Annotated in this window: 15 protein-coding genes; 14 read left to right on the top strand and 1 reads right to left on the bottom strand. The window is 69.2% G+C overall.

Annotated elements, in window-relative coordinates:
* Positions 1-67 precede the first annotated feature (67 nt).
* The 14 genes from ACWDU4_RS24290 (at position 68) to ACWDU4_RS24225 (ending at position 12,274) form a co-directional block, all read left to right on the top strand.
* Positions 68-781: an MlaE family ABC transporter permease gene (locus ACWDU4_RS24290; RefSeq protein WP_450116516.1), complete on the top strand. Its 714-nt coding sequence runs from the start codon at positions 68-70 to the stop codon at positions 779-781.
* A gap of 77 nt (positions 782-858) precedes the next feature.
* Complete coding sequence (locus ACWDU4_RS24285) at positions 859-1,644, top strand: MlaE family ABC transporter permease (protein ID WP_450116515.1); 786 nt, start codon at positions 859-861, stop codon at positions 1,642-1,644.
* A gap of 8 nt (positions 1,645-1,652) precedes the next feature.
* Positions 1,653-2,819: an MCE family protein gene (locus tag ACWDU4_RS24280; protein ID WP_450116496.1), complete on the top strand. Its 1,167-nt coding sequence runs from the start codon at positions 1,653-1,655 to the stop codon at positions 2,817-2,819.
* Positions 2,816-3,862 (top strand): MCE family protein, encoded by a 1,047-nt coding sequence (locus ACWDU4_RS24275; protein WP_450116495.1) that lies wholly within the window; start codon positions 2,816-2,818, stop codon positions 3,860-3,862. Before ACWDU4_RS24280 ends, ACWDU4_RS24275 begins: the two co-directional genes overlap by 4 nt.
* The gene (locus ACWDU4_RS24270; RefSeq protein ID WP_450116494.1) at positions 3,859-4,881 is read left to right on the top strand and encodes an MCE family protein; all 1,023 of its coding nucleotides are present in this window, start codon (positions 3,859-3,861) and stop codon (positions 4,879-4,881) included. The genes ACWDU4_RS24275 and ACWDU4_RS24270 overlap by 4 nt, the downstream gene beginning before the upstream one ends.
* Positions 4,878-6,164 (top strand): MCE family protein, encoded by a 1,287-nt coding sequence (locus tag ACWDU4_RS24265; RefSeq protein ID WP_450116493.1) that lies wholly within the window; start codon positions 4,878-4,880, stop codon positions 6,162-6,164. The genes ACWDU4_RS24270 and ACWDU4_RS24265 overlap by 4 nt, the downstream gene beginning before the upstream one ends.
* Positions 6,161-7,285, top strand: coding sequence for an MCE family protein (locus ACWDU4_RS24260; protein WP_450116492.1), 1,125 nt, complete (start codon positions 6,161-6,163; stop codon positions 7,283-7,285). The genes ACWDU4_RS24265 and ACWDU4_RS24260 overlap by 4 nt, the downstream gene beginning before the upstream one ends.
* Entirely contained in the window at positions 7,282-8,598 is a 1,317-nt protein-coding gene (locus ACWDU4_RS24255; RefSeq protein ID WP_450116491.1) for an MCE family protein, read from the top strand. The genes ACWDU4_RS24260 and ACWDU4_RS24255 overlap by 4 nt, the downstream gene beginning before the upstream one ends.
* The gene (locus tag ACWDU4_RS24250; protein ID WP_450116490.1) at positions 8,568-9,158 is read left to right on the top strand and encodes a hypothetical protein; all 591 of its coding nucleotides are present in this window, start codon (positions 8,568-8,570) and stop codon (positions 9,156-9,158) included. Before ACWDU4_RS24255 ends, ACWDU4_RS24250 begins: the two co-directional genes overlap by 31 nt.
* Positions 9,155-9,637, top strand: a complete 483-nt coding sequence (locus ACWDU4_RS24245) for a hypothetical protein (RefSeq protein WP_450116489.1) — start codon at positions 9,155-9,157, stop codon at positions 9,635-9,637. Before ACWDU4_RS24250 ends, ACWDU4_RS24245 begins: the two co-directional genes overlap by 4 nt.
* 125 nt (positions 9,638-9,762) lie before the next feature.
* On the top strand, positions 9,763-10,182 hold the full coding sequence (locus ACWDU4_RS24240) for a hypothetical protein (RefSeq protein WP_450116488.1): 420 nt from the start codon (positions 9,763-9,765) through the stop codon (positions 10,180-10,182).
* 223 nt (positions 10,183-10,405) lie between these two features.
* Positions 10,406-10,825, top strand: coding sequence for a hypothetical protein (locus tag ACWDU4_RS24235; protein WP_450116487.1), 420 nt, complete (start codon positions 10,406-10,408; stop codon positions 10,823-10,825).
* Between the two features lie 140 nt (positions 10,826-10,965).
* Positions 10,966-11,256, top strand: a complete 291-nt coding sequence (locus ACWDU4_RS24230; protein ID WP_450116486.1) for a hypothetical protein — start codon at positions 10,966-10,968, stop codon at positions 11,254-11,256.
* A 79-nt stretch (positions 11,257-11,335) separates the two neighbouring features.
* Entirely contained in the window at positions 11,336-12,274 is a 939-nt protein-coding gene (locus ACWDU4_RS24225; protein WP_450116485.1) for an alpha/beta fold hydrolase, read from the top strand.
* Between the two features lie 2 nt (positions 12,275-12,276).
* Here ACWDU4_RS24225 and ACWDU4_RS24220 read toward each other — a convergent pair whose 3' ends face one another.
* Positions 12,277-12,903, bottom strand: coding sequence for an FHA domain-containing protein (locus tag ACWDU4_RS24220; RefSeq protein ID WP_450116484.1), 627 nt, complete (start codon positions 12,901-12,903; stop codon positions 12,277-12,279).
* Between the last annotated feature and the right edge of the window lie 10 nt (positions 12,904-12,913).

Raw genomic sequence — 12,913 nt, 5'->3', positions numbered from 1 at the left:
GGCACTCCGGGGTCCGACGCGGGATTTCGGGAGAGGGGTGCTGCGGGGGCTCGGCGAGTTCTACAAGATGGCGGCGGATGTCGCCGTCGGCTTGGTGCGGACCCGTTTCCAGCTCCAGGAGTTCCTCGAACAGAGCTGGATGATCGCGCGGGTGTCGATCGTGCCGACCGTTCTGGTCGCCGTGCCGTTCACCGTGCTGGTGAGCTTCACCCTCAACATCCTGCTCCGTGAGATCGGCGCCGCGGACCTCAGCGGTGCGGGTGCCGCTCTCGGTGCGGTCACCCAGGTCGGTCCGGTCGTGACGGTCCTCATCGTGGCCGGCGCAGGCGCGACCGCGATCTGCGCCGACCTCGGGTCCCGGACCATCCGGGAGGAGATCGACGCGATGGAGGTGCTCGGCATCGACCCGATCAACCGCCTGGTCATCCCGAGGGTCGTCGCGTCGACGGTGGTCGCGCTGCTGCTCAACGGACTGGTGTGCGTAATCGGCATCGCAGGCGGTTTCGTGTTCTCGGTGTTCCTGCAGGGCGTCAACCCGGGCGCGTTCGCGGACGGCATCACACTTCTCACCGGCCTGCCGGAGGTGGCCATCTCGATGGTCAAGGCGGCACTGTTCGGACTGCTCGCGGGTCTCGTCGCATGCTACCGCGGCCTGACCGTCCGGGGAGGCCCGAAGGGCGTGGGTGAGGCGGTCAACGAGACCGTCGTCTACGCGTTCATGGCCCTGTTCGTGGTGAACACCATCGTCACCGCCGTCGGTATCCGCCTGACGGCGGGCTGAGAGGGGGGCACGTGGCACTCACACCGACCGGAAAGTTCGGTCCCACCCGGGCCCGTGTCGCCCGGGCGTCGAGGTCGATGGACGACCTCGGGCGCCAGGCCGTGTTCTTCGCCCGCGCCATCGGGTTCATCCCGTGGGCACTGCGCAAGCATCCGAAGGAGGTGCTGAGGCTGATCGCCGAGATCAGCATGGGCACCGGTGCGCTCGCCCTGATCGGTGGCACCGTGGCCGTCGTGGGGTTCCTGACCCTGGCCTCGGGCGGCACCATCGCGATCCAGGGCTTCAGTTCGCTCGGCAACATCGGTGTCGAGGCCCTGACCGGATTCTTTTCCGCGTTCATCAACGTGCGGATCGCGGCACCGGTGATCGCGGGAATCGGGCTGTCCGCGACCATCGGGGCCGGGTCGACCGCACAGCTCGGCGCGATGCGGATCAGTGAGGAGATCGACGCGCTCGAGTCGATGGCGATCAGCTCGATTCCCTACGTCGTCAGCACCCGCGTCCTCGCAGGCATGCTGTCGATACTCCCGCTGTACTCGCTGGCGCTGGTCGCCTCGTTCCTCGCCGGTCGCTTCACCACCGTGATCATCTTCGGGCAGTCCTCGGGCCTGTACGACCACTACTTCACGACCTTCCTCGACCCGGTCGACGTCGCGTGGTCGTTCGTTCAGGTGCTGGTGATGGCGATGCTCGTGATGCTCATCCACACGTACTACGGCTTCAACGCCGCCGGTGGGCCGTCCGGAGTGGGCACAGCGGTCGGTCGCGGCGTACGGCTGTCCCTGATCTGCGTGGTCGCGGTGACGCTGCTCGTCTCGCTCGCGATCTACGGCGGCTCCGGCAACTTCAATCTGTCCGGTTAGGGGGGTACGTGCGCAGGTACGGATACAAGCTGGCCGCGGTGGCGCTGGTCGTCGCGGTCGCCGGCGTCGTCACCCTGGCGATCGCGCTGTTCAATCAGTCGTTCACGCAGCGTGTCCCGGTCACGGTGGTCGCCGAGCGCGCCGGACTCGTCATGGATCCCGGCGCCCGGGTGAAGATGGCCGGGGTGACGGTCGGGACCGTCGAGTCGATCTCCCCGGACAGCGATGCGACCGCGCGACTGTCGCTGCTGCTCGACCCGGACGCGCTCGCCGCGATCCCCGCGAATGTGGCGGTCGAGATCACCTCGAACACCGCATTCGGCGCCAAGTTCGTGAGCATGTCCGCGCCGGCGGAGCCGAGCGAAGCCAGGCTGGCTGCCGGCGCCACCATCGACGCGTCGCACGTGACCGTGGAGATGAACACGGTCTTCGAGAACCTGACCGAGGTGCTGCGCACCGTCCAGCCCGAGAAGCTCGACGCCACCCTCGGCGCCATCTCCACCGCACTGCAAGGTCGGGGTGACCGTCTCGGAAACGCTCTCTCGCAGGCGGATTCGTCCTTGGTTGAGTTCTCGGGCGCCTACCCGGAGCTCGATCGGACGCTGACCTCGCTGCCTCCGGTCACCGACACCTACGCGGCTGTGTCTCCGGACCTCATGCGGTCACTGGAGTCGCTGACCACCTCGGGCGACACAATCGTGGACCAGCAGAAGAACCTGAGTCTGCTGCTGCTGAATGTGACCGGGCTGGCGAACACCGGGGGCGAGGTCCTGGCGCAGAACACCGACGCGGCGACGTCGGTGATGTCCCTGATGCGGCCGACCACCGCCGTGCTCGAGGAGTATTCGCCGGTGTTTCCGTGCATGTTCCACGGTCTGGAGGAGAGCAAGCACATCGGGTGGGGCGCCTACAACGGCCAGCCCGGACTGAAGATGTCGATCAGCCTCGTCCCCGGTGCCGAGCCCTACCACTACCCGGACGACCTGCCGAAAGTCGCGGCGACCGGCGGACCGCACTGCATGGGTCTGCCACTGCGTGACCCGAACGTCAACGCCCCCTATCTGGTGACCGACACCGGAGTGAACCCCTTCGCGCCGGACCGGCAGCCGGGCGGCGGGCAGTCGAACACCACGAAGGATTTGATGAGCTACCTGTTCGGGACGGCGGGCCGATGAGCGCCGGTTCGGCCCTGCGCAAGGGCTACGCGGTCAAGTTCGGCATCTTCGTTCTGGTCATGCTTCTCGTCAACGCGGGCCTGATCCTGGTGTTCGGCCAGCTGCGCAGTGGTGGCGCCACCACCCATGCCGCCGAGTTCACCAGTGCGTCGGGCCTCAAGCCCGGCGACAAGGTGCGCATCGCCGGCGTGCCGGTCGGCGCGGTCAGCTCGGTGCGGCTCGCCGGCGACCACCGCGCCGACGTGGAATTCACCGTCGACGACGGCAACACGCTGACGATCGCGACGAGGGCCGCGGTCCGCTACCAGGACCTCGTCGGGAACCGGTACCTGGAACTGCTCGACAGTCCCGGTGGTGCCGGCAGCGCACAGCCGCTCGCAGCGGGGGAGACGATCCCGGTGGAACGCACCGCACCTGCCCTCGACCTCGACGCGCTGCTCGGCGGGTTCAAGCCGCTGTTCCAGGCGTTGGATCCGGATCAGGTCAACGCGCTGTCGATGTCGCTGCTGGAGGTGTTCCAGGGCCAGTCGGGCACCGTCTCCTCGGTGCTCGCGCACACCGGGTCCATCACGAACACTCTCGCGGACCGGGACGAACTGATCGGCCGGGTGATCGACAACCTCGACGCCGTCCTCGCGGAACTACGGGGACGCGGCGGGCAGTTCGGCGACACCCTCGACCACCTGCAGCAACTCGTCAGCGGCCTGGACGCGGACCGGGAACTGATCGGCGCGGCGGTGTCGAGCGTGAACACGGCGACCGGTACGTTCGCCGACCTGCTCGCGGACACCCGGCCGGACATCTCCGGAACCCTCACCCAGCTCGGTGCGACCCTCGATCCACTGGTCGAGCAGCAGGGCGAGCTGAACCGGATCGTCGAGTCGATGCCGGCGAACTACCGCCAGCTCGTGCGAATCGGCGCCTACGGGTCGTTCTTCAACTTCTACCTGTGCGGCATCGCGATGAAGGTCGACGGCGCCGAGGGCAAGCCGATGACCGTGAACCTGATCGAGCAGAAGACCGGGAGGTGTGCGCCGCGATGAGAACCATGACGGAGAACCGGGCGGTGCGGGTGGGTGTGGTCGGACTGGCCGTCACCGCCGCGGTCGTGGTGGCCGCTCTGCAGTACCAGAACCTGCAGTTCCTCAAGTCCGGTGTCCGGTACAGCGCGGTGTTCGTCGACGCCAGCGGACTCGCTGCAGGCGACGAGGTGAACGCGGCCGGCGTGAAGATCGGCACCGTCGAGGCCATCGGCGTCGAGAAGGGCCGGGCACGAGTCGATTTCCGCCTCGACGAGACCGTCGGCATGGGGGAGAGCACCGCGGCGGCGATCACCACGATGTCGCTCCTCGGCAAGCGGGCGGTGAGCCTGGACCTGCAGGGCGAGGGGCGGATCCCCGTCGAGGGGCAGATACCGCTCGATCGGACCCGCTCGGCCTACTCGCTGCCCGACGTCCTCGGTGACCTGACCACCACCGTCGAGGACATCGACCTCGATCAGCTGTCGGCGTCGCTGGACGAGGTCGGAAAGGTGATGGCGGACAGCGCCCCCAACCTGCGGCCGGCGCTCGACGGTGTCGCCCGCATCTCCGACAGCCTGAACCGGCGCGACGAGACGCTGCGGGCGCTGCTCTCCGACGCCGACAACGTCGCCGGCATCCTCGCCGAACGTGGCCCCCAGGTCGATTCCCTGCTCGTGGACGGCAACGCGCTGCTCGGGGAGCTGGACCGGCGCCAGGCCGCGCTGTCGGAGGTGATCACCAACGTCTCGGCCGTCTCCACCCAGCTCAGTGGGCTGGTACACGACAACGAGGCGCAGATGGCCCCGGTCCTGGACAAGCTCAACACCGTGGTCGGGATCCTGCAGAAGAACAGGGACAACATGTCCCAGGGCATCGACGGGCTCGGCACCTATGTCGGCACGCTCGGCGACACCGTGGCCAGCGGACCCTTCTACTACTCGTACATCCAGAACCTGCTGCCAGGGCAGTTCACCCAGCCGTTGCTCAACGCGGGATTCGGGTTGCCACCCGCGCCGCTGCCCATCCCGGAGATCAAATGACGACCATCCCAGCCGCCTGGCGCAGGCCGGCCCTCGCGGTGGCCGCGCTCGTGCTCGTCGCCGCGCTCGTCGGCGCGGGTTACCTTGCGGTGCAGCATCTTCGCTACTACCGGGTGACCGCCTACTTCACCTCCACCACCGGCCTCTACGTCGGTGACGACGTCCGGGTGGTCGGGGTGGACGTCGGCCGCGTCACGGGTATCGACCCCGACGGGGAGCGGATGCGGGTGCAGCTGAAGCTGGACCGGGCGGTGCCCGTCGCCGTGGACGCGAAGGCGGTCATCGTGGCGCAGTCGCTGGTCTCCGCGCGTTTCGTGCAGTTGACGCCGGCGGTCACCGACGACGACGCGCCCGCGCTGGCCGACGGTGCGGTCATCGGGGTCGATCGCACCGCGGTCCCGGTCGAGTGGGACCAGGTCAAGGCCGAGTTGGGGCGCGCGGCCGACGCCCTCGGCCCCAAGGACGGTGACCCGGGTCCCGCCGCGAACCTGCTCAACGGCGCGGGAACCGCGTTGCAGGGCAACGGAACCGCACTGGGTAACTCGGTCGTCGAGCTGTCGCAGGCGATGAGCACGCTGTCCGACAGCGGCGGCGACCTCTTCGGTACCATCCGCGGACTGCAGGCGTTCACCACGGCGCTCGCCGCGAGCAACGAGCAGATCGTGCAGTTCCAGGGTCGACTGGCGTCGGTGTCGGGCCTGTTGGCGGACAGTCGAACCCAGCTGGCACCGGCACTCGGAGACCTGGACACCGCAATCGTCGACGTGCAGCGGTTCGTCGCGGAGAACCGGACCGGCCTCACCGACCAGGTGCAGAAGCTGGCGGACGTGTCGCAGGTGCTGGTCGACAAGCGGGACGGACTCGAGAAGATCCTGCACCTGGGTCCGACCGCGCTGTCGAACTACTACAACATCTACCGGCCTGCGCTCGGCTCGATGATCGGTGTGCCCGCCTTCCAGAACGTCGGCAATCCGATCAACTTCATCTGCGGAGCGATCGCCGGTGTCGCGAACGAGACGTCGGAGAAGGGCGCTGAGCTGTGCGCCCAGTATTTGGGCCCGCTGCTGAACACGGTCAAGGCGAACTATCCGGACCTGACCTTGAACCCGAGCCGTTCCCTCGGTGCCCATCCGGATCAGTTGGTCTACAGCGAGCCGCAGCTGAAGCCGGCCGCTCAGGCGACCGCGGCGGCGACCGTGACGTCGATGCCTGCGCTGACCATGCCGACCGTCCCGGTGCCTGACCTGGGCGGGCTCCTCGCACCGTGGAAGGGGAACCGATGATCGGCAGAGCGTGGGCGGCGGGCGGCGTCGCGTTGACGGGGGCGCTGCTGCTGTCGGGCTGTCAGTGGAGCGGGCTCAACTCCGTCGCTCTGCCTGGCGCGGCGGGACGCGGCGAGGGCAGCTGGTCGGTGGTGATCGAGATGCCCGATGTCACCACCATCAGCCCGAACTCGCCGGTGATGGTCGGCGACGTCACGGTCGGCAGCATCAGTGCGATCGAGACCGCCGACTGGCATGCGAAGGTGACCGTCTCCCTGGACGGTTCGGTGCAGTTGCCGGCGAACGCCACCGCCCGGATCGGTCAGACCAGCCTGCTCGGGTCCAAGCACATCGCTCTTGCGCCGCCCACCGACGTCCCGCCGGAGGGAACGCTGGCCGACGGTTCGGTGATTCCGCTGGAGCGGGCGGGGGTGTATCCGACCACCGAGGAGGCACTGACCGCGCTGTCGGTTGTTCTCAACGGTGGTGGGCTCGCGCAGGTGCAGACCATCACCACCGAACTGAACAAGGCACTCGACGGCCGACAGGATTCGGCGCGGAACCTGCTGTCCCAGATGGACACCCTCGCCGACACCCTCGACCGGCAGCGGGGCGCGATGGTGACCACGATGGCGAACCTCGACGGGTTCGCAGGCGAGATCGCGTCGCAGCGCGACGTACTCGGTCGTGCGCTCGACACCCTGGACCCGGCGATGAAGGTGCTCTCGGATCAGCGTGCCGAGCTGACGTCGGCCCTCGGTTCGGTCGGTCGGTTCGGTGACGTGGGAACCGAACTGGTCAACCGGACCCGGGACGACCTGAAGGCCAATCTGGCCGCGCTGGAGCCGACGTTCGCGCAGATCGCGGCCGCGGGACCGGACCTGATCAACAACCTCGGCAGTCTGAGCACCTTCCCGTTCCCGCAGGTCACCCTCGATCAGGCGATGCGGGGCGACTACACCAACCTCTGGGTGCTGGTGGACCTCACGGCCGCGCGCCTGCAGGAGAGCATTGCCGGTGGCGCCCTGGTGGGACCGCCGACGGCCGTCTCCGCGGGCGCGGTGGCCGACCCGATGACCGCGCCACTGGCGGCGGTCGCAGGGCAGCAGCAGTCGCCGAAGGGGGAGGGCAGCGGCCGATGATCCTGACCAAACTGGTTCGCACGCAGTTGACGATCTTCGCGGTCATCGCGGTGATCGGGATGACCGCGGCGGCGATCTCGTACCTGCGGATCCCGACCACCCTCGGGATCGGTCGCTACACCGTCACCGTCGAGATGCCGAACGCGGGCGGGCTGTACCGCAACGCGAACGTCACCTATCGCGGTGACACGATCGGACAGGTTCGCGAGGTACGCCTCGACCCCGACGCGGTGCGGGCCGAGCTGTCCCTGCAGAGTTCGACGCCCGTGCCGACCCTCGATCTCGCGGTGGCGGTGCGTAGCGTCTCGGCGATCGGCGAGCAGTATGTGGACCTGCAGCCGAGCACCACCGAGGGTCCCTTCCTGAGCGACGGGGACGTGATCGAGGCATCGCAGGTGACCGTGCCGCAGGAGATCGGTCCGGTGCTCGACCAGGCCAAGGCGATGCTCGCGACCGTCCCGCAGGACAAGCTGCGCGCGGTGATCGACGAGTCCGCGGCCGCGTTCGCCGGAAAGGGCCCGGACCTGGCGCGCCTGCTCGACTCCACCACCTCGTTCGTCGATCAGGCTTCGGCCGCAACGACTCCCGCGACCACCCTGGTGCGAAATCTGGCGCCGCTGCTCGACACGCAGGTCGTCACCGGCGACCAGATCCGGCAGTGGACCGCGAACGTGGCGCATCTGAGTGAGCAGCTCGCGGTCGCGGACGGCTCGGTCCGCGGCATCCTCGACAATGGGCCCGCGGCGGCCGCCGAGGCGGACACCCTGTTCCAGGACCTGCGACCGACGCTGCCGGTGCTGCTCGCGAACTTCACCAGTACCGCCCAGGTGGCGGTCACCTACAACCCGTCGATCGAGCAGGTGCTGGTGATCCTGCCTCCGCTCGTGGCCGCGCAGGAGACCGTCGTGCAGAAGGGGCAGGCCGACGGCGCCGCGTACGTCAACTTCCATGTGCAGGCACAGGACCCGGCCGCGTGCTCCACCGGCTACCTTCCCGCCGACCAGCGCCGGGACCCGACCGACATGAGCGTGCCCGACACCCCACCGGACCTGTTCTGCAGTGTGCCGCAGGACTCGAAGTTCGCCGTCCGCGGATCCCGGAACATCCCCTGCATGGACGTACCCGGCAAACGCGCCCCGACGCCCGCGATCTGCAAGAGCGACGAACCGTTCGTGCCCGCGGGCACCAACGCCCCCGACGAGTTGTACGCCGGGCCCGACGGAACGCAGTACGTCCACACCGAGGTGGCGCCCGCGGCGGCGGGTGGGGGAGGTGACGCCGGATGGCAGCAACTCCTGGGCCCACGGCCGTGACCGCGGCGCGACCCGACGCCGTCGTGGCGATCACCGACACCGGCGGCGCCGACGGTGACGATGCGCCCCACGGGCGGCGATGGTTGCGGATCCTGCTGTCCCTCATCGGGATCGCCGCGACCGGTGCGTTGGTCGCCGGAGTCGTGACAGCCGGGTCGACGTGGCTAGCGGACCGGTCCCTGGCCGCGCATCGGCAGGCGCGCGTCGACGCCGCCACCGAGGGTGTGCTGGCAATGATCGACGTGCACACCGACACGGCGGACGCCGACCTCGCGCGACTACGCGAACGGAGTACCGGGCAGTTCGCCGACGAACTCGCCGACGGACACGCGGGACTGGCCACCGCGATCCGGGACGCGGCGGTGAACTCCGACGGCCGCATAGACTCCGCCGCCCTCGCGTCGGAGACGGATGGATCGGCGGTGGTGATCGTCGCGGCGTCCGCCCAGGTCGCGAACGTCGACAGCCCGACCGCCGCGCCGCGCAGCTACCGGTTGCGGGTGACGGTGGACGGCGTCGACGGACGGCTGCTGATGTCGAAGGTGGAGTTCGTGCCATGAAGGGAAGGCGCATCGCGCTGGTGACCGCCGCCCTCGCGGTGGTCGCGATGGTTGTCGCCTTCACGGCGCTGTCGTGGGCGAACCGTGCGGCCGCCGAGCGGGAAGCGGTCCGGACCGACGCCGTGGCCGTGGGGCCTGCTCTGGTCGAGTCGGTGCTGAGCTACAACTCGCCGACCGTCGACGCGGATCTGGACCGGGCCGCACAGGCCGCCACCGGAGAATTCCGGGAGCGCTTCACCGACTACGCAACGAAAACCGTTGCCCCGCAGTCCAAGGAGCAGGGGATCAGTACCCGGGCTTGGGTGGTGGATGTCGGATTCGTCAGTGGCACAGACGATCACGTGCGGCTGCTGATGTTCGTGGACCAGATCACGACGTCCACGGCGCAACCGGCCCCCGCGAGCGCGACCAGTCGGGTGGAGGTGGGTCTGGACCTGGTCGACGGTCAGTGGCGCATCGCGGAGTTGACGCCCGTGTAGGTCGCGGTGTTCGCGCGAGGGGTGGGTGAGTCGCCACCTTGGGTGTCTGTCGACGCCGGCTGCGTGGGCGGAGTCTTGATGTCAGCAAGCAAGACCAACCCCCACCACCAGCAAGGAGAAACACCATGTCGAACACCATCAAGCGAGTTCTGGCCACCGCGGCGATCGCCGCTTTCGCAGTCGCCGGCGGCGCCGGCATCGCGTCGGCTGACGGCGGTGCCGCGAACGGTGGCAGCGCAAACGGCGGGACGGCGACCACGGGCGCGGGTGGTGCCGGCGGTGCCGGGGGTGCCGGTGGCAACAACGGTGGCGTCGTGCTCGGCGGCGTCAACATCGGTAGCGGCAACCAGTCCGGGCCGGTGGTCGGTAACGGCGGCGCGGGCGGTGCCGGTGGCAACAGTGGCGGCGCCAATGCCAACGGTGGCAGCGCCAACGGCGGCACCGGTGGTGCCGACACCTCGAACAGCGGCAACAACAGCGGCAACACCACCACGACGACCACGACAACCGAGGACAACTGCGGCATCATCTGGTTCTTCTGCTGACGCGGCGGAATTCGACGCCACCTGAGCGACGGGCTCGGCACCTTCGGGTGCCGGGTCCGTCGGCGTTGCCGCGTCCCGGTTTCGGCGATGAGATGTTGGTGCCGGGTGCGTCGGGGGTGGGGCCGATACGCCACCTTGGGTGTCTGTCGGTGGGGGGCATATGAGCGGAGTCTTGATGTCAGAAGGCAAGACCAACCCACCAATCATCTTCCAGGAGAACACAATGTCGAACACCATCAAGCGAGTTCTGGCCACCGCGGCGATCGCCGCTTTCGCAGTCGCCGGCGGCGCCGGCATCGCGTCGGCTGACGGCGGTGCCGCGAACGGTGGCAGCGCAAACGGCGGGACGGCGACCACGGGCGCGGGTGGTGCCGGCGGTGCCGGGGGTGCCGGTGGCAACAACGGTGGCGTCGTGCTCGGCGGCGTCAACATCGGTAGCGGCAACCAGTCCGGGCCGGTGGTCGGTAACGGCGGTGCGGGCGGTGCCGGTGGCAACAGTGGCGGCGCCAATGCCAACGGTGGCAGCGCCAACGGCGGGACCGGTGGTGCGGACAGCTCGGGCAGCAACAACAACAGCGGGAACACCACCACGACCACCACCACGGACGTCCAGGACTGCCCCTTCTACTGGCCCTTCTGCTGATGCCACGGCCGCAACGGCCCAGTTGACACGGCCGGAACCGCCCAGTCGACACGGCCGGAACGGCCCAACCCGTCGGGGCCGGTGCTCCACCCGGAGCGCCGGCCCCGACCCCCGACCACTCTCCACGAAAGGACCACACAATGTTCACCACCACCTCGACCATCGTTCGCGGGACGCTCGCCGGACTCGCCGTGACCGCAACCCTGCTGTCGGGCGGCACTGCCCTCGCCGCCGCCACTCCGATTCCCGAGGGGCCGCCCGCGCCGGCAGTCGCGCCGGGCGCCACCGGACCACTGCAGAACGGGCCGGGCGGCGTCGTGCTCGGCGGCGTCAACGTCGGACCCCTGGGCGCGGGTGGCCTCACCGCCGGGCCCGGTGGAGTCGGGTTCGGTGGCATCGACCTCGGTACGGGCTCGCCGCTCGGATTCTGACGATTCCGATGTAAGGAACTGACGAGCTGCGGCGATACATCCATTGCCCGCACATGCGAGACCGGGACGGGAGGACGTCATGTCGAGCACCACCCCTGAACAGGGCCGCCGCACCACCGTGGTCGCCGACGACGGAGTCCCGATCGCGGTCCACGAATACGGTCCCGCCGATGCCGACGTCACCGCCGTGTTCCTGCACGGGCACTGCATGCAGTCCGGGTCGTGGGACCTGTTGCGGTACGCGCTGGAAGCGTCCTGGGGCGGCCGGGTGCGGATGGTGTTCTACGACCACCGCGGCCACGGCCGGTCCGGCCACGCGGATGCGAGCACCTACACGATCGACCAACTCGGTCGTGACCTCGACACCGTGATCAGCACCGTCGCACCGTCCGGCCCGCTGGTGCTGATCGGGCACTCGATGGGCGGCATGACCGTGCTCACCTACGTGCGCCAGCAACCGGATTCGGTGCGGGGCAGGGTGGCCGGGGTCGCGCTGATCTCAACGGCGGCAGCCGGATTGGCCGATGCGGGACTCGGGCGGCTGTTGCGCAGCCCGGCGGTCGGTGCCTTCCATGCCGCGGTCCGCTGGGCGCCGCGCGTCACGGCCGGCTCGAAACGGGTGAGTTGCCTGGTCGGGGCCGCCGCGGTCCGTGTCGCGGGCACCCGCGGCCGCGTCGCCGACCCCAGGATGGTCGCGGTCGTCGCGGCGATGGCGGGCGAGACGTCGGTGGTGACGATGTCGAGCTACCTGAAGTCGTTCGTGGATTTCGACGAGTCCGCGGCCGTGGCCGCGCTGGCCGGTATCCCCGCGGTGGTGGTGTGCGGCTCCGCGGACGTGCTGACGCCGCTCACGCACTCGGAGGCCCTGGTGGCCAGTTTGCCCGGCGCGGACCTGGTGCGCATCACCGGAGCCGGTCACTCGGTGATCGTGGAACGGGCCGCCGAGGTGGCAGCGGCGCTGGACGGACTGATCGCACGTGTGGGCGGAGGTCGGGACAGCCTCGTTCCCGCCGGCTGAGGTCACAGGTCGTGACTGGTGACGATTCCGCTGTGCAGGGCGCGTTCGGCGAGCGCCACCCGCTTCTGGTTCTGCGGCAGGTCCTCGACCCCGAACTTCCCGAACAGCGTCCGCAGGTGCGCCTTGACCGTGTCGACGGTGAGGAACAGTTCCTCCGCGATCTGCTGATTCGACGCCGGATTCGAGAACGAGACGCCGTGCTTGTACGGCCGGCACAGTGCGACCAGCACCGACCGCTGCGTCTGCGTGAGGGCGCGCACGTTCGGTGCCGACCCGGCCACCATCGTCGCGTCGTCCGCGACACCGCCGAACTCCTGGAACGTCAAGGCCGTCCCCCCGACCCGGACGCTGTCGCCGGGCCGCAGCCGACGGCGCCCGGTGATCCGGTCGCCGTTGACATATGTCCCGTTCCTGGACAGCCCGTCGTCCACGATCGTCCAGTGCCCGCCCACGTACTCGAGCACCGCGTGGATCCGTGAGACCTCGTCGTCGTCCGGGAGTGACAGATCCGCTTCGGCGGAGCGGCCGACGATGACACGGGGCCGATCGGGTGACAGCTCCCACGCAGTCTGCCCACCCCGGCCGTCCGAAGAGGTCAGCCGGGCCAGCGCGACACCGTCCGTGGTCACGAACTCATCG

It is taken from the genome of Rhodococcus sp. NPDC003348, assembly GCF_053589375.1.
This window is presented reverse-complemented; position numbering and strand designations above follow the sequence as displayed.

What these genes read in the sequence shown, in the direction of transcription:
- ACWDU4_RS24230 (WP_450116486.1), top strand. Translation starts at nt 10,966, where the DNA reads ATGTTCACCACCACCTCGACCATCGTTCGCGGGACGCTCGCCGGACTC.
- ACWDU4_RS24225 (WP_450116485.1), top strand. Translation starts at nt 11,336, where the DNA reads ATGTCGAGCACCACCCCTGAACAGGGCCGCCGCACCACCGTGGTCGCC.
- ACWDU4_RS24285 (WP_450116515.1), top strand. Translation starts at nt 859, where the DNA reads ATGGACGACCTCGGGCGCCAGGCCGTGTTCTTCGCCCGCGCCATCGGG.
- ACWDU4_RS24270 (WP_450116494.1), top strand. Translation starts at nt 3,859, where the DNA reads ATGAGAACCATGACGGAGAACCGGGCGGTGCGGGTGGGTGTGGTCGGA.
- ACWDU4_RS24235 (WP_450116487.1), top strand. Translation starts at nt 10,406, where the DNA reads ATGTCGAACACCATCAAGCGAGTTCTGGCCACCGCGGCGATCGCCGCT.
- ACWDU4_RS24290 (WP_450116516.1), top strand. Translation starts at nt 68, where the DNA reads ATGGCGGCGGATGTCGCCGTCGGCTTGGTGCGGACCCGTTTCCAGCTC.
- ACWDU4_RS24240 (WP_450116488.1), top strand. Translation starts at nt 9,763, where the DNA reads ATGTCGAACACCATCAAGCGAGTTCTGGCCACCGCGGCGATCGCCGCT.
- ACWDU4_RS24260 (WP_450116492.1), top strand. Translation starts at nt 6,161, where the DNA reads ATGATCGGCAGAGCGTGGGCGGCGGGCGGCGTCGCGTTGACGGGGGCG.
- ACWDU4_RS24275 (WP_450116495.1), top strand. Translation starts at nt 2,816, where the DNA reads ATGAGCGCCGGTTCGGCCCTGCGCAAGGGCTACGCGGTCAAGTTCGGC.
- ACWDU4_RS24255 (WP_450116491.1), top strand. Translation starts at nt 7,282, where the DNA reads ATGATCCTGACCAAACTGGTTCGCACGCAGTTGACGATCTTCGCGGTC.
- ACWDU4_RS24250 (WP_450116490.1), top strand. Translation starts at nt 8,568, where the DNA reads ATGGCAGCAACTCCTGGGCCCACGGCCGTGACCGCGGCGCGACCCGAC.
- ACWDU4_RS24245 (WP_450116489.1), top strand. Translation starts at nt 9,155, where the DNA reads ATGAAGGGAAGGCGCATCGCGCTGGTGACCGCCGCCCTCGCGGTGGTC.
- ACWDU4_RS24265 (WP_450116493.1), top strand. Translation starts at nt 4,878, where the DNA reads ATGACGACCATCCCAGCCGCCTGGCGCAGGCCGGCCCTCGCGGTGGCC.